The sequence below is a fragment of the Streptomyces sp. NPDC049954 genome (genome assembly GCF_040656295.1).
GTDB lineage: Bacteria > Actinomycetota > Actinomycetes > Streptomycetales > Streptomycetaceae > Streptomyces.
Map to the genome: position 1 here is coordinate 431,765 of NZ_JBFALS010000007.1, position 19,281 is coordinate 451,045.

16 protein-coding genes are annotated in these 19,281 nt (G+C 73.2%); 8 read left to right on the top strand and 8 right to left on the bottom strand.

What is annotated here, in order from left to right; genetic code table 11:
• Positions 1–201: 201 nt before the first annotated feature.
• On the bottom strand, positions 202–684 hold the full coding sequence (locus AB0J21_RS19015) for a pyridoxamine 5'-phosphate oxidase family protein (protein WP_363147238.1): 483 nt from the start codon (positions 682–684) through the stop codon (positions 202–204).
• 320 nt (positions 685–1,004) lie between these two features.
• Between AB0J21_RS19015 and AB0J21_RS19020 the strand changes: the two genes are divergently transcribed.
• Positions 1,005–2,273 (top strand): hypothetical protein, encoded by a 1,269-nt coding sequence (locus tag AB0J21_RS19020; RefSeq protein WP_363147239.1) that lies wholly within the window; start codon positions 1,005–1,007, stop codon positions 2,271–2,273.
• Positions 2,274–2,448: 175 nt separating this feature from the next.
• Here the strand turns inward: AB0J21_RS19020 and AB0J21_RS19025 are convergent, their stop codons facing one another.
• Positions 2,449–3,030 (bottom strand): nuclear transport factor 2 family protein, encoded by a 582-nt coding sequence (locus AB0J21_RS19025; RefSeq protein WP_363147133.1) that lies wholly within the window; start codon positions 3,028–3,030, stop codon positions 2,449–2,451.
• Between the two features lie 355 nt (positions 3,031–3,385).
• Here AB0J21_RS19025 and AB0J21_RS19030 point away from each other — a divergent pair, with 355 nt between their 5' ends.
• Positions 3,386–3,931 (top strand): DoxX family protein, encoded by a 546-nt coding sequence (locus tag AB0J21_RS19030; protein ID WP_363147134.1) that lies wholly within the window; start codon positions 3,386–3,388, stop codon positions 3,929–3,931.
• Positions 3,932–3,960: 29 nt separating this feature from the next.
• Here the strand turns inward: AB0J21_RS19030 and AB0J21_RS19035 are convergent, their stop codons facing one another.
• Both AB0J21_RS19035 and AB0J21_RS19040 read right to left on the bottom strand, forming a co-directional pair.
• Entirely contained in the window at positions 3,961–4,263 is a 303-nt protein-coding gene (locus AB0J21_RS19035) for a hypothetical protein (protein WP_363147135.1), read from the bottom strand.
• Positions 4,253–5,680 (bottom strand): PspC domain-containing protein, encoded by a 1,428-nt coding sequence (locus AB0J21_RS19040; protein ID WP_363147136.1) that lies wholly within the window; start codon positions 5,678–5,680, stop codon positions 4,253–4,255. Before AB0J21_RS19040 ends, AB0J21_RS19035 begins: the two co-directional genes overlap by 11 nt.
• 150 nt (positions 5,681–5,830) lie before the next feature.
• On the opposite strand from AB0J21_RS19040, the gene AB0J21_RS19045 reads away from it, so the two are divergent.
• The 4 genes from AB0J21_RS19045 to pcrA all read left to right on the top strand — a co-directional run bounded on the left by AB0J21_RS19045 (position 5,831) and on the right by pcrA (position 11,226).
• Positions 5,831–7,177, top strand: a complete 1,347-nt coding sequence (locus tag AB0J21_RS19045; protein WP_363147137.1) for a PspC domain-containing protein — start codon at positions 5,831–5,833, stop codon at positions 7,175–7,177.
• Positions 7,170–7,895, top strand: coding sequence for a response regulator transcription factor (locus AB0J21_RS19050; RefSeq protein ID WP_363147138.1), 726 nt, complete (start codon positions 7,170–7,172; stop codon positions 7,893–7,895). The genes AB0J21_RS19045 and AB0J21_RS19050 overlap by 8 nt, the downstream gene beginning before the upstream one ends.
• A gap of 302 nt (positions 7,896–8,197) precedes the next feature.
• Positions 8,198–8,551, top strand: coding sequence for a hypothetical protein (locus tag AB0J21_RS19055; RefSeq protein ID WP_363147139.1), 354 nt, complete (start codon positions 8,198–8,200; stop codon positions 8,549–8,551).
• A 191-nt stretch (positions 8,552–8,742) separates the two neighbouring features.
• The gene (pcrA, locus tag AB0J21_RS19060; protein WP_363147140.1) at positions 8,743–11,226 is read left to right on the top strand and encodes a DNA helicase PcrA; all 2,484 of its coding nucleotides are present in this window, start codon (positions 8,743–8,745) and stop codon (positions 11,224–11,226) included.
• Positions 11,227–11,361: 135 nt separating this feature from the next.
• On the opposite strand, the gene AB0J21_RS19065 is transcribed toward pcrA, so the two are convergent.
• Entirely contained in the window at positions 11,362–13,227 is a 1,866-nt protein-coding gene (locus tag AB0J21_RS19065; RefSeq protein WP_363147141.1) for a peptidoglycan DD-metalloendopeptidase family protein, read from the bottom strand.
• A gap of 878 nt (positions 13,228–14,105) precedes the next feature.
• Here AB0J21_RS19065 and AB0J21_RS19070 point away from each other — a divergent pair.
• On the top strand, positions 14,106–14,516 hold the full coding sequence (locus AB0J21_RS19070; RefSeq protein ID WP_363147142.1) for a cobalamin B12-binding domain-containing protein: 411 nt from the start codon (positions 14,106–14,108) through the stop codon (positions 14,514–14,516).
• Between the two features lie 116 nt (positions 14,517–14,632).
• On the opposite strand, the gene AB0J21_RS19075 is transcribed toward AB0J21_RS19070, so the two are convergent.
• Positions 14,633–15,079 carry a MarR family transcriptional regulator gene (locus tag AB0J21_RS19075; RefSeq protein ID WP_363147240.1) on the bottom strand — a complete coding sequence of 149 codons (447 nt, stop codon included), beginning with the start codon at positions 15,077–15,079 and terminating at the stop codon, positions 14,633–14,635.
• Positions 15,080–15,529: 450 nt separating this feature from the next.
• On the opposite strand from AB0J21_RS19075, the gene AB0J21_RS19080 reads away from it, so the two are divergent.
• Positions 15,530–16,006 carry a nitroreductase/quinone reductase family protein gene (locus AB0J21_RS19080; protein ID WP_363147241.1) on the top strand — a complete coding sequence of 159 codons (477 nt, stop codon included), beginning with the start codon at positions 15,530–15,532 and terminating at the stop codon, positions 16,004–16,006.
• On the opposite strand, the gene AB0J21_RS19085 is transcribed toward AB0J21_RS19080, so the two are convergent.
• The gene (locus AB0J21_RS19085) at positions 15,971–17,617 is read right to left on the bottom strand and encodes a DUF5691 domain-containing protein (protein ID WP_363147242.1); all 1,647 of its coding nucleotides are present in this window, start codon (positions 17,615–17,617) and stop codon (positions 15,971–15,973) included. The two genes, AB0J21_RS19080 and AB0J21_RS19085, sit on opposite strands and share 36 nt — an antisense overlap.
• Positions 17,618–17,767: 150 nt before the next feature.
• A complete protein-coding gene (locus AB0J21_RS19090; protein ID WP_363147143.1) occupies positions 17,768–19,186 on the bottom strand; it encodes an SWIM zinc finger family protein in 1,419 nt (472 codons plus the stop codon).
• Between the last annotated feature and the right edge of the window lie 95 nt (positions 19,187–19,281).

Sequence of the window (19,281 nt, forward strand, 5' to 3'; positions counted from 1 at the left end):
CTCGGGGGCGTCGATGGGCGGTCGGGGGGCGAGGGGGCGGCGGTCGGCGATCAGCGGGCGGGGCGCGAGGGGCGGCGGTCGAGGGTGGAGGGTCGGCGACCGAGGGGCGGCGACCGGTGACCGGTGACCGGCGGGCGCGCGGCGCGCGAGGGCCGGCGACCGAGGGCCGGCGGGCGAGGGCTGGCGGGCGAGGGGTGGCGGTCAGCGGCGTCTGAACTCCCGCAGCGGCCGGTCCGGGGTCCACACGTCGAGCACGATCTCCGGGTCCTCCACCCACGTGCGGACCACCTCCGTCAGCTCCGCCCGGTACAGCTCGAAGGGCTCGGGCGGCTCTACGTCCTCGACGAAGCCGCTCCGCGCCGCCGGGTCCTCGACCCGCACCGCGCGGCCGGAGATCCGTACGTCACCGCCGCCCATCTCCTGCCCGGGGCCGTTGTTGGCCTGGAGCGCGAACCGGGGGTCGCGCAGCAGATCGCGTCCCTTGAACGAGCCGGGCATCATGCCGAGCCACAGCTCCCCGCGCCCGAAGGTGACCTCGATCCCGCTGGTCCTGGGCGACCCGTCCCGGCGCAGGGTCGCGAGCGTGTGGTGCGTGAACTGCCCGAACCGCTCCGCCACCGTCCGCGCCAGTTCCGGCCGCGCCGCCGCGAACCCGGCCCAGGCAACCCCCGTCACCGCGCTCATCCGGTTCGTCGGCTGCCGCTGTTCCTGCTCCTGCTGCACCTGCTCCTGCTCGTTGCTCATGGCCGCAGTCTCCCCGGGAAACCCGACATCTTCTGTCAGCTTTCGGCCGGGAGCTCGCGTGTCTCGCGTACTCCCGGGCCGGTCAGCCGCGCCGCGCGCGTCAACCTCCGTACGGCGAGACCCCCTTCTCCCTGTTCTCCGCCGTCCCGTTGCCGCGCCCGGGCCCCGAGTGAGGCACAATTCGCTTGCATCACAACGAAGTTCGTACAAGGAGACCGTGGGTGCGCCACGGGGGACGCGCGGAAGGACGGCATCCGGTCGTGGCGGTGCGGGAGGACACGGGACAGGAGCTCCACGAGAGGGGCTGCACCTGCGGGGACTGCCCGCACGGGGCGCGCGAGGGCCACCGGCGGGCGGTGGCCGCCTTCCTCGACCGGCGTGAGCAACTCGCCTCGGGGCACGGACTGCCCGCCGCCGTCGCCCACTCGGCCGGAGCCTCCCGGCAGTGGGTCTCCGACGAGCTGACGCAGTCCGCGCGGCTCGTCGCCGAACGCAGCCGCGCCGAGGGCGCCGCCTGGCTGCACCGCCTGCGGCCCCGCACCCTGTACGTCCTGTGGGGAGGCGTCGCCCTCCTGCTGGTGGTCGAGGCACTCACCGCCCTCGGCGCCGGGTGGACCACGGCCCGGACCGCCGGACTGGTCGCCGCCGTCCTCCTCGCGGGCCTCCTGACGGCCGCCGCCCACCTGCACCGCACACGCGGCGGACTGCTCGCCCCGGTCATCGGCGAGGACCAGCGGCTGTCCACCTCCCGGGCCGTCGCCGCCGCCTGGCTCCTGCTGTGCGTCTACGCGGTCCTCGTCCTCGCCGGGGAACTCGTCGGCGCCTCCGGACACCGGCGGCGCCAGGAACTGATCGACGGCCTCGAACTCGGCCGTGCCGCCGGCCTCGTCACCGTCCTGGCCGTCACCTGCGCCGTCGCCGTCCTCGTCCACCACGTCGTCGGAGTGCGGGTGCGCGGCCGCCACCTGCAGAAGGTGCGCGCCGACCGGCCGCGCCCCGCCGACCTGCTCACCGACGACTCGGGCCGCGGCAGCTTCACCGACGCGCAGTACGTCCTCCTGCACGGCGTCGCCGTCGTCTTCTGCGCCGTGCGGCTCGCCCGGCGGCCCGAGCAACTGCCCGACCTGCCCTGGGGCCTCGCCGTCCTCGCCCTCGTCTCCGCCGCCACGTACCTCGCCGGGAAGGCCACCGACGGCGGGCGGCCCGTCATCCACTCCGTCGTCCGGGCCCGCGAGGCCGGCGACCTGGACGCGCCCATCCGCACGGGCGACGACATCGAGATCCGCGGCGCCGGCTTCCTGCCGCCCGGCGCCGAGACCCCGCAGGGCCTGGCCCGCATGGCCGTACGCATCGGCTCCGTGCAGGTCCACGTGCCGCTCGTGCCCGTCCCCGGCGGCTTCTCCAACCCCTCGGACACGGTGCTCACCGTGCCCATCCCGGCCGAGGTCGAAGCGGGCCGGGTCGACGTCCAGGTCGTCACGGCCGCCGGCGTCGAGAGCAACCGCTGCGGGATGGACGTCGCCGACTGAGAGGACCGGCTGAGGAGACGGGTTGCGGAGACGGGTTGAAGAGATGGGTCGGGGAGGCGGGTTGCGGAGACCGGCCCAGGAGGCGGGTCGGGGAGACGAGTTGCGGAGACCGGCCCAGGAGACCGGCTGAGCTGAGGGGACGGTGGGCCTCCTCAGCACTCTGGGCCCGGCTCCCTCAGCCCCGGAGCCAGTCCAGCGTCTCCGTGTAGAAGGCCGCCGTGCGGTCGGGCTGGTCGTCGCCGAGCAGGCCGTCCGACACCTCGTAGCCGCGCCGGGCCAGGTGCCAGGCGAGGAGCGCGTACGGCGCGCGGTACGCGGTGAGCTGCTCCGGGGGGACGGAGAGGTGCGTGCCGGGGACGGCGGGGGTCAGGGTGTCGCGCTCGTAGACGCAGTCCAGGGTGAGGATGCGCCACTGGCCGGCCCTGCGCTCCAGGCGGTGGACGACGCGGGTGCAGGAGACGAGGTCGGCGGTGACCCCGTCGACCTCGGTCCGCACCTCGACGCACGCGGGCAGCTCCACGAAGGCGCGGTCCCCCACGATCCGGACGGCGGGCGGCGACAAGCGGTGCACGCTCGCGTCTCCGCGTCCGGACATGGCCTCGGAAGCGTCCACGAACCCGGGGCCGTCGCCCCGGTACCAGCTGAGCGTCACCGTCGAGTCGGGCCAGTAGCAGGACCGCATCTGGTCCCACCAGCCGCGGTCGCGTCCCTGGCGCTCCAGCAGCACCGTCTGGGTGACCACGTCGATGTCCGTCACTGTTCTCTCCTCCACATCGTCAGGGCTCCGGCCGGGGACGGTTTCGCACCCCGGCGGTACGGCCCGGCCAGCCGACCGCCCGGGCCGCGGCGATCCGGTCCTTGACCGCAGCGGGGTCCCGCGCCGAGCAGTGCCGGCCGGCGCGGACCACGCCGACGACGCGGTGCAGGTGGTCTGCTGCGCGCAGCCGGGCCGTCCGGGCGCCACCGCAGGGGTGGGCGCCATGTTCGACTCGGCCCGGGCGGGAGCCTCCGTGCTCGTCCCGGGTGCGAGCCTTCGTACGCGGATACGTAGGGTCAAGGGGGCCGGACTGTTGACGGCTCAACCGGCTCTCCTGAAAGGCGGCGGCCCTCCGATGAACCGCAGATCCCTGGACTCCTACCCCGGCGGCGGTTACGGCGGCGATGGCCGACGCCGCGACTCCCTCGGCCGTTACGCCCTCCTTCCTCTCCGGATCTTCCTCGGTGTGACCTTCGTCTACGCCGGACTCGACAAGCTGACCGACAGCGCCTTCCTCTCCTCCTCCGGGGCCGGCTCCCTCGGCGACCTCATGCGCGGCGCCCGGGACAACGCCGGTGTCCCCGCCCTCGTGGACCTCGCACTGAAGAGCCCGGCCGGTTTCGGGTACGCCATCGCCATCGGTGAACTCCTCGTCGGGCTCGGGGCCCTCTTCGGGGTGTACGCGCGGGTGGCCGCCGTCGGCGGGGCGCTCATCTCCCTGAGCCTCTGGCTCACCGTCAGCTGGAACGCGAGCCCGTACTACTACGGCAACGACCTCGTCTACCTGATGGCCTGGCTTCCCCTGGTCCTGGCGGGGGCGCCGTACCTCTCGATCGACGCGTGGCGTGCGGGCGGCGTACGGGCGCGGGGCGGAACCGGCCTCGGCACCTGGGGCCGCTGAGCCCGCGTCCCCGCCCGGAGGGACGGGCGTCAGCCCTCGCCTATTCGCTCGTGCGCCGTGCCGTCACCGGCACCCCTGCCGGACCGGTCGCCCTCCTCCGAGGACCGGCCCCGTGCGTCTGCCCGGTCGTCCGCCCGGCGTGGCCTCCTGCCGCGCACCGCGTAGGCGACGGACACCGCGCCGACGGCGAGGAACAGGCCCACCGCGAGGACGGGGGCGCCCAGCCACCACGGGCTCTCCCAGGCCCCGCCCGCGTCCCCCGCGTAGACGAGGGCGATCACGACGAAGGTGAGGCCGAGGAACAGCCGCCCCGGCTGGAGTTCATGGCGCACGGTTCACCACCGCCTGTCCGACGCCGACGTGCATCCGCAGTACCAGGGTGCCCGTCCTCGCCGCCCCCGCGCGAGGCGGCAGCGTCACGTCGCGTTCCTGTCCGGGAGTCACCTCCAGCCGGTCCGCCCGCTCCCCGGGAAGCTGGATGTCGCCGAGGCCGACGTCCACGTCCAGCTTCACGCGGGTGCCCGGCGGGACCAGGACCTCCAGCCGCCCCGCGCCGGCCTCGGCCCGGGTACGCACGACCGTGTCCTCGCCGAACGCCAGCCCGCGCAGATCGAGCCGGCCCGAGCCGGAACCGATGCTGTACACCGGCCGCACCTGCGCCACGGTCGTGGGCCGCCAGTCGCCGCGTACCCAGTCGCCGCTGATGTCCTTCGGGAGAGCGGAGGCACCGATGAGCAGCCCGGTCGTCACGAGCGCCAGCAGGATCGAGCCGGCGCTGAGCCGGCCGAGGAAGGCACTCACCGCGATCCCCAGGCCGAACACCGCGAGAGCGAGGGAGAACCCCACCACGAGGCTCGTGCCCAGCGGCCGGTCCGCCCAGCCCACGCCCGCCCCGAGGGCGCCCGCCACCAGGGCCAGAAGAAAGACGAGGCCGCCGATCCGGCGCGGACGGCGCCGCTCCTCGCCCTCGGTGGCCGGGCTCGCGCCCTCGTGCGAGCCGTCCGAGGACCTGGCGAGCTGCTCGCGCCAGTCGGGAGGCAGGAAACCGGTGTCGGGCTCCCCGCTCCCGGCGTCCGGATCGATCCGGGGCCTCTTCCTCCCGTGCGCGAGCCCGGCGTACCGCGCCTCGAAGGACAGCAGACCGCCCGGGCCCCACAGGTAGACGGGGGGAGAGGGGGCCTCGCCGACCCAGATGTCCCCCTGGGCGTACGGGCCACGCCACCACGACGGTGTGTCCGCCACCGGAGGCGCGCGGGTCTCGGGAGGGGCGTCCGCGACGGCCTGGGCCGCCGCCGGGTCCTGGACCCCCGCGCCGCGCTGCCGCGACCAGTGCCCCGCGCCCACCGTCAGCAGAGCGAGGACTCCCGCGAAGAAGAGGAGGTCCCCGTTGTTGAGCATCGACACGAAGAGCCCGCAGCCGACCAGCGCGCACAGCACCGCCGTGAGCGCGGGGCCGTCCACCCGGCCGGTCAGCAGCCTGCGTCCGTCGCTCTCCTCCTCTTCCTCGTACGGCACGAGGAGCCACACCAGCCCGTAGAAGATGAGCCCGACGCCGGCCGTGGCCGAGAGCACGACCAGCACGATGCGGAAGATCACCGGGTCGAGATCGCAGCGCCGGGCCAGGCCCGCGCAGATGCCGCCCAGCACCTTGTGCCGCTTGTCGCGGCGGAACCCGCGCACGGGTGGCTCGGTATCGCCCGCGCCCCTGGCCCGCGTAGGCGGTGGGGTGCCGGTCCGGTGATCGGTCATGCCTCCATGGTGACGGTCGGCGGGCGCCGTGCGAATAGGGGATGACCCTGGCTCGACCCTGAGATCCGGCGGGGCGCGAGCGGGAGATCAGGGTTGTTGTGGGGGAGAACCCTGATGTCAGGTGTCGGACGCGCGTGTGAGGATCGGGGCATGTCGGAAGCCGCAGCCGTATCCAGCACACCGGACCGGCCTCCGCGCAAGCTCTATCGCAGCGGCGAGGGCCGCTGGCTGGGGGGAGTGGCGCGGGGCCTCGCCGGCCATCTCGCCCTGCCCGTCACCTGGGTGCGGCTCGTCTTTCTCGGCCTGTTCCTCGCGAACGGCCTCGGCGCGCTCCTCTACGCCGCCTTCTGGTTCTTCGTCCCGATCGGCGTGGGCGGAGTCGGCTCGACGACCCCGCCGCCGACGGGGACGGGGACGGGGACGGGGACGGGGACGGGGACGGGGCAGGACACCGCCGGCTGGTCACCGCGTCATCCCCTCCGGTTCCGGGGCGGACGCTTCTCCCGTAAACAGGACCGGCGGGGGCAGCTCGTCGCCCTGTTCGCGCTGGTGATCCTCGCGCTCGTGTTCGTCGACAGCGTCGACATGGGCGGCACCGCGCGCGGCTACCTCATCCCCACGCTGCTCGTCGGCGCCGGGGTGGCGCTGGTCTGGCGGCAGGCCGACAACGCGCGGCGCGCCCGCTGGGTCGAGGTCGGGAGCAGACGGCGCACGCTCAACGTCCTGCGGGCCGCTGCCGGGGTCCTGCTCGTCGGGACGGGCGCCGGCGTCATCTTCGTACTCCAGGGCTCCGCCCAGCACTTGGGTTCCGTGCTTCAGGCGGCGCTGGCCGTGTTCGTCGGCATCGTGCTGCTCGCCGGCCCGTACCTGATCCGGATGGCGCAGGACCTCTCCGAGGAGCGGCTCATGCGGATCAGGGCGCAGGAGCGGGCCGAGGTCGCCGCGCACGTCCACGACTCGGTGCTGCACACGCTGACGCTGATCCAGCGCAACGCGGACCGGCCCGGAGAGGTGCGGCGGCTGGCCCGTGCGCAGGAACGCGACCTGCGGCAGTGGCTCTACAGACCGGAGGGCACGGGGAAGGACGCGGACGAGGAGCCGACCGAGCTGGCGGAGGCGGTGCGCAAGGCCGCGGCGGAGGTAGAGGACAAGCACGGAGTGCCGCTCGAAGTGGTCGTCGTCGGGGACTGCCCGCTCGACGAGCCGCTGACGGCGATGATGCAGGCCGCGCGGGAAGCCATGGTGAACGCCGCCAAGTACGGTGGCGAGGGCGGAGCGGTGCAGGTGTACGCCGAGGTCGAGGACGGCCATGTGTTCGTCTCCGTACGGGACCGGGGACCGGGTTTCGATCCGGAGGCGGTGCCCGAGGACCGTATGGGGGTCAGGGAGTCGATCATCGGCCGGATGAGACGCAACGGGGGCAAGGCCGTACTGCGTTCCGCCCCCGGAGGCGGGACCGTGGTCGAGCTGGAGATGGAGAGGACACGCGATGAGTGAGCCGACGGACGGCCCGACGAGCGGGGCACCGGGCGGGGCCGGGGCCGACGACCCCGGGCGCAGGGTGCGGGTCGTGCTGGTGGACGACCACCGGATGTTCCGCACCGGGGTGCGCGCGGAGATCGGCAGGACCGAGAAGACCGGGGTCGACGTCGTGGGAGAGGCCGCGGACGTGGACGAGGCGGTCGCCGTGATCGAGGCGACCCGGCCGGAGGTGGTCCTCCTCGACGTGCACCTGCCGGGCGGCGGCGGTGTGACGGTGCTGAAGCGCTGCGCGGCCCTGGTCTCGGACCCGGCGAACCCGGTCCGCTTCCTGGCGCTGTCGGTGTCGGACGCGGCCGAGGACGTCATAGGGGTGATCCGAGGCGGCGCCCGCGGCTACGTGACCAAGACCATCACCGGCACCGATCTCGTCGACTCGGTCTTCCGGGTGCAGGAGGGGGACGCGGTCTTCTCCCCGAGGCTCGCCGGATTCGTGCTCGACGCGTTCTCCTCCTCCGAGTCGGTGCCGCTGGACGAGGACCTCGACCGGCTCACCCAGCGCGAGCGCGAGGTGCTGCGGCTCATCGCCCGGGGCTACTCCTACAAGGAGATCGCCAAGGAGCTGTTCATCTCGGTGAAGACGGTGGAATCGCACGTCTCAGCCGTCCTGCGCAAGCTCCAGCTCTCCAACCGGCACGAGCTGACCCGCTGGGCCACGGCCCGCCGACTGGTCTGAGGGGGCGGGGGGAGCGGGCCGGGCGCGGTCGGGGCGGGAGCGGGCCCACGGTGGTCCCGCCGGGGCCGCGCTCAGCCCAGGCGGGCGGGCCGGCCCGGCACGGAGTCCGTCCCGGTCCGGCACGGAGACGCGGGCCCCGGTCCGGCACGGAGACGCGGGCCCCGGTCCGGCACGGAGACGCGGTTCCCGGTCCGGCGAGCGGTAGTCGCGCGGGTGTGTCAGCGGGGACGGTCGCACGGGTGTGCCCACGGGGAGGGGGCGGCCTCCGGAGGGTACGAGAGGCCGGAATAGTCTCACTGTCCATGGATGTCCTCATCAATGTCTTCGTCGGCCTGCACATCATCGGGATCGCCGCCCTGCTCGGCGGGTTCCTCACCCAGATGAAGGCGATGGGCGCGGGCACCGCCCGTTTCACCCCGGCGATGCTGCACGGCGCGCTCACGATGCTCGTCACCGGCATCGTCCTGGTGGGCCTCAACCAGGCCGACGACCAGCACGTCAACACCGTCAAGATCGGCGTCAAACTGGCCGTGCTGATCGTGGTCCTCGGGCTCGTCTATGTGAAGCGGGACGAGGAGAAGGTGGAGAAGCCGCTGTTCGCGACGGTGGGCGCGCTCACCATGGTGAACATCTTCATCGCGGTTCTGTGGACCTGATTCCCCGCGGCCGGTCCGGTGCGGGTGCGGAGCCTGTGTCGGTCCCCGTACGGACCGCGTGCGATATGCCCGGTACGCGGGCGTGACCAGGGCGGAAAGTGTCGCGGACCACTCGGTCCGGCCCTTACGGGGGGCGGAAAGTTCCCGGCCCGGGCCCGGGTGTCAGTGCGGCAGCCTAGACTCGGACGGCGATGAGCAGCCTCTTTGACGACAGTTTCCTGGCGGACATGGCCTCCACGGCGCACGCGGAGGAAGAGCCCCCGCCCCCGCCCGAGGACAGCGGCCCGGACGACAGCACCCCGGCCGACCTGTTCGACGGGAAGTTCGACGCGCCGCCGCCCAGGGACGCGTACTACCGGGGCGGCGCGCCGCGCCCGGTCATCGACCCCGCGGCGCTGCTGGAGGGGCTGAACCCGCAGCAGAGCGCCGCCGTCGAGCACAGCGGCTCCCCGCTGCTCATCGTGGCCGGCGCGGGCTCGGGCAAGACGCGGGTGCTCACCCACCGCATCGCGTACCTGCTCGGTCAGCGCGGGGTCCACCCCGGGCAGATCCTCGCGATCACCTTCACCAACAAGGCCGCCGGGGAGATGAAGGAGCGCGTCGAGCAGCTCGTCGGGCCCCGCGCCAACGCGATGTGGGTCTCCACCTTCCACAGCGCCTGCGTACGCATCCTGCGCCGCGAGTCGAAGAAGCTCGGGTTCACCTCGTCCTTCTCGATCTACGACGCGACCGACTCCAAGCGGCTCATGGCGCTCGTCTGCCGGGACCTCGACCTCGACCCGAAGCGGTACCCGCCGAAGTCCTTCACCGCGCAGATCTCGAACCTGAAGAACGAGCTGGTGGACGCCGAGGAGTTCGCGGGGAAGGCGGTTGGGGGCACCTCCCAGACGGAGTCCGGGGGAGGGTTCGAGAAGACGCTCGCCGAGGCCTACACGATGTACCAGGCGCGGCTGCGCGAGGCCAACGCGCTGGACTTCGACGACATCATCATGACGACCGTCCACCTGCTCCAGGCCTTCCCGGACGTCGCCGAGCACTACCGGCGCCACTTCCGGCACGTCCTCGTCGACGAGTACCAGGACACCAACCACGCCCAGTACACCCTGGTCAAGGAGCTGGTCGGCCCCTCCGGCGGGGAGGGCGACGACCCGGCGGAGCTGTGCGTCGTGGGCGACGCCGACCAGTCGATCTACGCCTTCCGCGGCGCCACGATCCGCAACATCCTCCAGTTCGAGGAGGACTACCCGCAGGCGCGCACCATCCTGCTGGAGCAGAACTACCGCTCCACGCAGACCATCCTGTCCGCCGCCAACGCGGTCATCGAGCGCAACGAGAACCGCCGCCCGAAGAACCTGTGGACCGAGGCGGGCACCGGCACGAAGATCCTCGGGTACGTCGCCGACACCGAGCACGACGAGGCGCAGTTCGTCGCCGACGAGATCGACCGCCTCACCGACGAGGGAAAGGCGAAGGCCGGGGACGTCGCCGTCTTCTACCGGACCAACGCCCAGTCCCGTGTCCTGGAGGACATCTTCATCCGCGTCGGGCTGCCCTACAAGATCGTCGGCGGGGTCCGCTTCTACGAGCGCCGCGAGGTCCGCGACGTCCTCGCCTACCTGCGGGTGCTCGCCAACCCCGAGGACAGCGTCCCGCTGCGCCGCATCCTCAACGTGCCCAAACGCGGCATCGGCGACCGCTCCGAGGCGATGATCGACGCCCTCGCGCAGCGCGAGAAGATCACTTTCCCGCAGGCGCTGCGCCGCGTCGACGAGGCGTACGGCATGGCGGCCCGCTCGGCGAACGCCGTGAAGCGGTTCAACACGCTGATGGAGGAGCTGCGCACCGTCGTCGAGTCCGGCGCGGGCCCGGCCGTCGTACTCGAAGCGGTCCTGGAGCGTACGGGTTACCTGGCCGAGCTTCAGGCGTCCACCGACGTCCAGGACGAGCCGCGCATCGAGAACCTCCAGGAACTCGCCGCTGTCGCCCTGGAGTTCGAGCAGGACCGGAGCGAGGAGGAAGGGGCCGGCACGCTCGCCGAGTTCCTGGAGCAGGTCGCGCTGGTCGCCGACTCCGACCAGATCCCCGACGAGGACGAGGACGGATCGGGCGTCATCACGCTGATGACCCTGCACACGGCGAAGGGCCTGGAGTTCCCCGTCGTCTTCCTCACCGGCATGGAGGACGGCGTCTTCCCGCACATGCGGGCGCTCGGCCAGCCCAAGGAGCTGGAGGAGGAGCGGCGGCTCGCCTACGTCGGCATCACCCGGGCCCGCGAGCGGCTCTACCTGACGCGGTCCGCGCTGCGCAGCGCCTGGGGGCAGCCGCAGTACAACCCGCCCTCCCGTTTCCTGGAGGAGATCCCCGCCGAACACCTGGAGTGGAAGCGCACCGGCTCGGTCGGCGCGCCCGTCGCCACCGGACCGGCCTCCGGGATCGCGGCCTCGCTGTCCTCCTCGCGCGCCAAGCGGGGGGCGCCGGCCTTCGCGACGCGGCGGGCCGAGGAGAAGCCGGTCGTGGCGCTCGCGATCGGCGACCGCGTCACGCACGACCAGTTCGGCCTCGGCACGGTCGTCGGGGTCAAGGGCACCGGTTCCAACGCGGAGGCCACGGTCGACTTCGGCGAACCCAAGCCGAAGCGGCTGCTGCTGCGGTACGCGCCGGTCGAGAAGCTGTAGAGACGGGCTCGACGGGCCCGGCTGGTCGTCCAGACGGGCCCGTTTGCTCGTTGCCTGTGCCCGTTGTCGGGCCGGGCCTGTCGTCGGGCCGGTCCGACGCGCAGAACAGGCGGTGCGGGCGGCAGGTCAGGCAGGTCAGGTCGGGTCGATGCCGTGGCTTCGCAGCCAGGGGAGCGGGTCGATCGCCGCGCCCGCGCCGGGGCGTACCTCGAAGTGCATGTGCGGGCCGGTGGAGTTGCCGGAGTTGCCGGACCGGGCGATGACATCGCCCGCCTTCACCGCGGTGCCGCTGGGCACGGTGGTCCCCGACAGGTGGCAGTACCAGGTCTCGGTGCCGTCCTTGGCCGTCACGATCGCCATGTTGCCGTAGGCGCTGTTCCACTGGCTGCGGACGGTGCCGTCCGTCGCGGCCATGACGGCGGTGCCGTACGACACGGGGAAGTCGATGCCCGTGTGCTGCGACATCCAGTTGACTCCCGCCTGGCCGAAGTAGGCGCTCAGCCCGTGCTGGGTGACGGGCATCGCGAACTTGGGGCGTTCACGTTCCTTGCGGGCGGCCTCGGCGACGGCCGCTTTGTGCGCGGCCTCCTTCTTCGCCTTGAGGTCGATACGTTCCTGGGTGCGGCTGGCCCGGTCGGCGACGTCGTCGGCGGCGGCCGAGAGCTTCGCGAGCTGGGTGTCCAGCTTGTTGTTGGCGACGGCGGGCCGCACCGGTTCCGGGCTGCTCGACGCCCCCGTCTCCTTGCCGTCCCCGCCGAAGTCGCCCACCGAGGCGGCCGCGACCCCCGCGACGCCCATGACGCAGGCCGAGGGCACGGCGATCGTCAGCAGCGCGGAACGCTTCGCCGGCATCCGGCGGCGGTTTCTGCCCCGGCCCGGCTGCTCCGCCTCGCCACCGACCACCACCGGGCCGGCGGTCTCCCCGGCCGAAGGGGCGGTCGAGGCGGCCGGGCCGGCCGGGACGAAGGAGGCGGGAAGCGAGGGACGCGCGGATGCGTCCGGGGCGGCGGTCCCGCCGGGCGTGTCGTCGGCGCTCCGGGAGTGGACGTCTTCTGCGGTACGCCGGGACGCGTCGCCCGCCTCGCCCGCCCCGCCCTCGTCATGGGGCCCGGCAGCAGTCCGCGCCGGGCCGGACGGGGGCACCACCGGCATCTGCGCGGTGTGCGTCTCCGGCGTGTCGTCCTCCGGGTGGGCGCGGTGCGCGGGCTCCCAGGTCCGGGTGTCCCACTGACCACTGTGCGTGGGAGGCGACTGCGCGGGGACCCCGGCCAGCGGCTGCTGCGGCAGGCTCCCGGTGGCGTAGCCGCCGGGGCCGACGCCGTGGCCGCCGAGGGTGTCGTACTGCGCCTGGGACGGCAGGTTCCACTGCCCGCTGTCGAAGCTTCCGGTGTCGGAGCCGCCCGTGTTGAGGCTTCCGGTGTCGCAGCCGCCGGTGTCGTAGAGGCCGGGCGCGGGCGTTTCCTGCTGGAAGCCCGCCGCCTGCCCGCCGGCCGGCCAGCCCCCGGTGGCGAAGGAACCCGTCTCGTAGGAAGTCGTCCCGTAGGAACCGGCCGGGTAGGAACCGGTCTCGTACGAACCGGCGTCGTAAGCCCCGGTGGAGTGGGGCGCCGTGTCGTAGGTGCCGGTCTCGTACGGGTGTGAGGCGTAGGTTCCGGTGTCGTACGTTCCCGAGTCGTACGACACCGACGGGTACGTCCCGGTCGCGAACGCCCCTGTGTCATAAGGACTTTGCTCGTACGGGCTGTGATGGTTCCCGCTGACAGGGTGGCCGGTGGGTCCGTCCTGGGCCGGGGCCTGTACGGGACCGGCGTAGGGGGCCGCAGGGTAGGCGCTGTACGCGTCGTAGGTCTGGCCGCCCGTGAACGGGGCCTGCGCGGGGGAGTCCTGGTAGCGATACCCGTACCCGTCGGAACCCTGCGGGGTGTACGCCGTGGGGGAGGCGTAGTCGGCGCCGGGAGCCGGTGTCGGGGAGGTGGTCCCCGACGGGTGACGGTCGTTCACCAGCGTCTCTTTCGCCTCGACGGCAGGGGGCGGGAAGGCACGCCTCCCGGGGGTGGAACAGTGCGGCGACTGTACCCGCCGGTCTGTGGCGCGGACAATCTTCCAGTGGTTTCGGGCAGGGGGGAAACGGGCATTCGGCAGCCTTTCGGGGAACAGCGGACGACCCAACAGGCTCAGTTTCGAAGCGTGTTCGAATTTTCCGCGCCGCTGGGTAGCGCTGTGGTCAAGGCTTGCGGGTCCGGAGCGGCCGTCGGGAACGAAAGGTGTCCCCTCGTGTCGCGTTGACGCGCGACGCGCCCGGAGCCCGGATCGGCCCCGTCTGTCCGTCGATCCGGTGTTGATCCGGCCGTCGATGCGGTGCCGGTCCGGGTGCCGGTCCGGGCGTTGACCGTCGACCTGATCGGTCCTTGGCCGTTGGCCGTTGGCGTCGGGCTGTCCATCGGCCTGTCTGCCGGCGTCGGGCTGGTGGCGGCATGTCGGAGGTTTCCCGGCGGGTGCCGACGCGAGGCCGGTCCCGCCGTTGTTCCCGTCCGCCGTTGTTTCCGGCGCGTCGCTGTCACCTGTGTGGTGTGGTGTGTTGCGGTGCGGGATCTCGGGGGCGGGGCGGCCGTCCTGGGTGTGCACCGCGCCACCGCGCCGTGCGGCTGACGGCGCGGTGGGCGGCGACCGGGCGGCTCCCTGGGCGCGTACCGTCGTGACACCGGGGCCGGGGGCGGTACGTCAAGTGCGTGTCCCGCGTGTGATTTCCCCCTCTGTCTGTGTCGGGAAACCGCCGGGTGCGGGAAGCTGTGGATAACGTTCGTTCACTTCCCCGCACCGGTGCGGTACGGGGCACGCCGGGCTCGTCGGAGTGCGGCGGTCGGTACAGGGAGGCAGTGATGAGTGTGGCAACCGGACCGATCCGTGTGGTCGTCGCCAAACCGGGGCTCGACGGACACGACCGAGGGGCCAAGGTCATCGCGCGAGCGCTGCGCGACGCCGGTATGGAGGTCATCTACACGGGACTGCACCAGACCCCCGAGCAGATCGTGGACACCGCCATCCAGGAGGACGCCGACGCGATCGGCATGTCCATCCTCTCCGGGGCCCACAACACGCTGTTCGCCCGCGTCATCGAACTGCTCGCGGAACGCGAGGCGCAGGACATCAAGGTGTTCGGCGGCGGGATCATCCCGGAGGCGGACATCGCTCCGCTGAAGGAGAAGGGCGTCGCGGAGATCTTCACGCCCGGGGCCACGACCGCCTCGATCGTGGACTGGGTCACCAGCCACGTACGCCAGCCGGCCTGACCTCACCCCGGCCGCGGCCCCTCCGTCCGTCCCCGTCCCGCCCCGCCTTCGCTGTCTCGCCCCCGCCCCTCCACGTCCCAGTGCGCCGCCGCCGGTAGTGGGCGGCGCACTTTCCTTCACTCGCGGCTCTCTTGCTCGCGGCTGAGCGCGTCCTCGTAGGTGAGGAGGGTGCGTACGACCAGTGCCCGTTCGCGGGGGGTGAGCGGGGTCAGGGCGGTGCGCCAGGCGCCCGCGCTGCCGCCGAGCCACGTGTCGATACCCGGCCGGTGCGCCTCCGAGATGCTCACGATCTTGCGCCGCCGGTCGGCCTCGTCCTCCCTGCGCTCCAGGATGCCCGCCCGGCTGAGCGTGGACACCATGAGGCTGACCGTGGTCGGTGCCACCGCCAGCCTGCCCGCGAGTTCGTTGACCCCCGTCGGGCCGTCGAACAGGAGACAGGCCAGAAGCGACAAGTGGCGTGCAGTCAGGTGCACCGAGGCGAACTCGGCGGGCACCGGCATCCGCTTGGTGCGACCGACCATGCGCGGCATCAGGAGGAGAAGCGAACGGATCGCCTCGTCCATACCGTTGCTGCCGCCGGAGCCGGAGCCGGAGCCGGAGCCGGAGCCGGAGCCGGAGCCGGAGTCGGAGTCGGTGCCGGAGTCGGTGCCGGTGCCGGTGCCGGTGCCGGTGCTGGAGTCGACGCCGGAGCCGGAGCCGGAGCCGGTGCCGTTGCTGCCGCCGGTGTCGCTTTCGCTCTCGGTCCGGCTTCCGCTTCCGCTTCCGCTTCCGTTTTCGCTTCTGTTCTTGGTCCGGCTTCCGGGCTCGCTCTCGCCTGCGTCCGTCGCGCCGGACGGCGGCCGGTCGCGGCGTCGATCCGTTGACACCTCTCGCGCTCCCTTATGGCTTTGCTTTCAAAGATGTTTTGTTTTCTGGGTCAATCGTGCGGTCGCGAGACTGGAGGGCGAGACGTGTCCGATGTGGGGCGGGAACAAGAGGGGCCGTTAGCGGCGGGGGACTTCAACCAGAAGGTCATGGCGGAGTTCCGGGAGAACGGCGGGGTCGTGGGCGGGCCCTTCGAAGGGGCGCCGCTGCTGTTGCTGACGACGACCGGCGCGAAGAGCGGCAGGCCGCACACGAACCCGGTGGTCTGCACCCGCGAAGAGCCCGGGCGTGCGCGGGGCTCCGAGGGGCCTGCGGGACGGCGGGACCAGGTGGGTTCCTTCCTGGTCTACGCGTCGAACGCCGGGGGGCCCGCGCATCCGCAGTGGTACCGCAATCTGCTCGCCGACCCGCGAGCCGTCGTGGAGATCGGCCCCGGGCCTGCGCGGGGACGGACGGGTCGGCCCCGGGCCCGCGCTGGGGGCGGGCGGGCCGGCCCCGGGCCCGCGCTGGCGGGGGCGGGCGGGCCGGCCCCGGTTCGGCTGTCCTCCGGTCCCTGTCCTGGCCCGGCGGACCCCGTTCCGGTTTCGGTCTCAGGCGTACGGCTCGGCGCCCGCCTTTCCCTGTGAGCCCTCCAGTTCGCGGCGTATCTCCTCCCGTAGGCGCAGGGTGCTCACCAGCCTCTGGAACGCCTCGACCCAGTAGGTGCCGGAGCCGGGCCGGGTGTCCGGGGGTTCCGCGGTGGCGGCGGCCAGGGATTCCAGGCGGTCGGCCTCCGCAGGGTCCAGGCAGCGTTCGGCGAGACCCATCACCCCGCTGAAGCTCCACGGGTAACTGCCGCTGTCCCGCGCTATGTTGAGGGCGTCCACGACGGCCCGGCCCAGCGCCCCGCGCCACGGCACCGTGCAGCCGCCCAGCAGTTGGAAGGCCTCCGACAGTCCGTGCGCGGACACGAACACGGCGACCCATTCGGCGCGCTCCTCGTCCGGCAGCGCGGCGAGCAGCCGTGCCCGTTCGGCGAGCGACACCGCCCCCGGGCCCGCCGCCTGGGGTGAACCCGGCGCGCCCAGCAGGGCCCGCGACCAGGCGGCGTCGCCCTGACGTACGGCTGCCCGGCACCAGGCCGCGTGCAGTTCACCCTGCCAGCCGTCCGCGACCGGCATCGCCACGATCTCGGCGGGGGAGGATCCACCGAACCGCTCCGTCCACGAGGAGAGCGGGGCGGCTTCGACGATCTGGCCCAGCCACCAGGAGCGTTCGCCCCGGCCCGAGGGCGGTTTCGCGATCACGCCGTCCCGTTCCATCGCGGCGTCGCACGCGTGCGGGGCCTCGACCACGATGCCCGGGCCGGGGCCCGTGATCCGGTCGGGGGCGACACAGGTCGCCGCCCGCTCCGCCATGCGGCCCGCGAGGGCGGACTCCGGCAGGGCGGTAAGCAGTTCGGCGGCGAGGGCCCGGACGTTGCGGCTGCGATCGGTCAGCGCCTGTTCGAGGAACGGCTCGTCCGCCGGTGACAGCCCGGTACGCAGGGAGTCCAGGAACATCAGGCGGTCCTCGGCCCGCTCCGTGCGCCACGTACCGGCCAGCAGGTCCAGCGCCGCCGCCGGGTCCTCGGCGCGCAACCGGCCCAGGAGAGCCGTCCGTTCGGCGAACAGCCCTTCCTCCCACAGTCGTCGCGCCGCCGCGCCGCGTTCGCCCGGCGGGAGGCCAGGATCACCGTCCACGGCCGTGCGCAGGACGTACTTCCACTCGGGGTTGAGCCGTGCCAGCCAACGGGCGCGCGGTCCCGCGAAGGCCAGCGCCGCAGGACGCAGATCCGTACGGGCCCGGGCCGCGTCCAGGAGCGGCGGGAGGAGTTCGGCCGGTGCGGCGAAGCCGAGGTCTCCCGCGAACGCCAGCCACTGCGGGAGCAGTTCGGTCAGGTCGGGGGCGCTGCCCCGGCTCCCGCCCCCACCGCCGCCGCCCCGGTCGGCGAGCAGCAGCGCGAGGCGACGGCGCGCGGCGTCCGGCAGCGGCGGCCGGGTGTCCGGGCCGCTCACCTCCAGCAGGGGCGCGGCGGGCGCCGGGCACACCCCCGCCCTCCGGCGTGCCGTGTGCAGGGCGGCGGCGTCGAGCAGCGCCACGGGGCCGTCGACCGCCGTACCGGACACGGGCAGTGGGCGGCGGTCCGTGCCCAGGAGTGCCGTGGTCACGAGGTGCTCCCAGGACAGGGCCTCGACCTCAGGAACGGGCGAGTGCACGGGGGACAAAGTCGTACCTCCTTGAGCAGAACCAGAACCAGAACCAGAACCAGAACCAGAACCAGAAGAGGAGAGGAGAGGAGAGGAGAGGAGAGGGGGAGGGGGAGGGGGAGGTTGGGGGAGGAGAGGGGGCATGCTGCTTCCGCCCCCTCACCACAGTGCCGTTATCCCGCCCTCTCCCTCTCCTCCCGGGGCGCCTCCCTGGGCTTTTCCCCGGGTGTCTCCCGAGGTTCCTTCCGCGGTCCAGGCGGCCAGGGGGTGGAAGCCCCGGTGGCCCAGTTCGCCGAAGACCGTCAGCGGGTGGCCGCCCGAGAGGGAGACCAGGCGCCACAGGTGGGAGGAGAAGCGGGACTGCGGGGTCAGGGGCAGGGCCAGGCCGGAGACCGGGTCGGTGAGCTGCCAGCCGGACGGGGTGGGGGTCGGGACGACCGCGGCCAGGGTCGTCGGCCATGAGTCCAGCCAGGGGTCGTCGCGCAGGGCCGTGCCGTAGGCGGCGGTCGCCTCCCGCGGGGACACGCCCTCGGGCCGGGCCGTCGAGACGGTCGCCGGGCCGAGGCGCTCCCCGAGGTCCGCGCGGACCTGCGCGGGGCCGGGGCGCGGGGTGAGCAGCGCCTCGACGCACAGGCCCACGGGCAGGGCCAGTTCCGGGGCGCGGCCTGCCGCTCCGTAGGAGAGGAGGAGCGCGGTGCGGCCCGAGCGGGTGCCGTGCAGCCACACGCGGCGGGTCGTGAGCCTGGTGTCCACCGTGTCGTACTGAGCGAGGACCAGCCACGCGTCGCGCTCCGCCACCGCGTCCGGGCCGGCGGGGACCGGCAGGCCGATCCGGCCCGCGACCGTCGCCGCCAGCGCGGGCGGCAGCGTCTCGCGGTGCAGCCAGCCGCGTACCAGCAGGTGCAGTTGCGCGCACTCCTCCAGCAGCCGCACCGGCCATCCCGGGCCCGATCCCGGTATCGCGCCCAGCTCCCGCACCCGGGAGGCGAGGCCCTTGGCCTGCGCGTCCACCATGCGGGCGGCGGCCTCCTCCCACATGCCGTACCCGGCCTGTTCGGCCGTCGCGAGACCGCCGCGCAGCAGGTCGCTCAGGCGCTGCTCCAGCTCCGTCGCGCCCGCCGTGATCCGCTCGGCGCGGCGCTCGGCCCGCCTACGTGCAGCCTCCGGGTCGGCCGGGGCGGCGGTGGCCGATATCCCGCCCCCGCCCTTGGCGGCCACCGCGTCCGCCGCCTTGGCGCGGCGCCCGGACAGCCACTGCCCGGCCCAGTCCGGCGGCTCCCCGGCCGCGACGGCGGACGGGCCCGCCGACCACAGCAGCAGGAGCCCCAGCGCGTGCTTGCACGGGAACTTCCTGCTCGGGCAACTGCACTTGTACGCGGGCCCCGACAGGTCCACCACCGTCTGGTACGGCTTGCTGCCGCTTCCCTTGCACAGGCCCCACACCTCCCCGTCGTCCGTCGAACCGGTCCCCGACCACGGTCCCGCCGCGCCGAGCTTGCTTCCCGCCTTGCGCGACGGCGCGTCAGGAGCCAGTGCCAGCACCTGATCCGCCGTCCAGCGCACCCCCTGCGAAGTCATGCCACAAACGTAGGACCCGCCACTGACAATCAGTCATCACCGCAGGTCAGAGCCGGTTCTGGGTCGATTGTCAGTGGCGTGATGCACCGTGGAAC

Coding starts and splice junctions, on each gene's coding strand:
- AB0J21_RS19080 (WP_363147241.1), top strand. CDS start 15,530: ATGGCGGAGTTCCGGGAGAACGGCGGGGTCGTGGGCGGGCCCTTCGAA.
- AB0J21_RS19030 (WP_363147134.1), top strand. CDS start 3,386: ATGAACCGCAGATCCCTGGACTCCTACCCCGGCGGCGGTTACGGCGGC.
- AB0J21_RS19090 (WP_363147143.1), bottom strand. CDS start 19,186: ATGACTTCGCAGGGGGTGCGCTGGACGGCGGATCAGGTGCTGGCACTG.
- pcrA (WP_363147140.1), top strand. CDS start 8,743: ATGAGCAGCCTCTTTGACGACAGTTTCCTGGCGGACATGGCCTCCACG.
- AB0J21_RS19040 (WP_363147136.1), bottom strand. CDS start 5,680: ATGACCGATCACCGGACCGGCACCCCACCGCCTACGCGGGCCAGGGGC.
- AB0J21_RS19070 (WP_363147142.1), top strand. CDS start 14,106: ATGAGTGTGGCAACCGGACCGATCCGTGTGGTCGTCGCCAAACCGGGG.
- AB0J21_RS19050 (WP_363147138.1), top strand. CDS start 7,170: ATGAGTGAGCCGACGGACGGCCCGACGAGCGGGGCACCGGGCGGGGCC.
- AB0J21_RS19015 (WP_363147238.1), bottom strand. CDS start 684: ATGAGCGCGGTGACGGGGGTTGCCTGGGCCGGGTTCGCGGCGGCGCGG.
- AB0J21_RS19075 (WP_363147240.1), bottom strand. CDS start 15,079: ATGGACGAGGCGATCCGTTCGCTTCTCCTCCTGATGCCGCGCATGGTC.
- AB0J21_RS19045 (WP_363147137.1), top strand. CDS start 5,831: ATGTCGGAAGCCGCAGCCGTATCCAGCACACCGGACCGGCCTCCGCGC.
- AB0J21_RS19055 (WP_363147139.1), top strand. CDS start 8,198: ATGGATGTCCTCATCAATGTCTTCGTCGGCCTGCACATCATCGGGATC.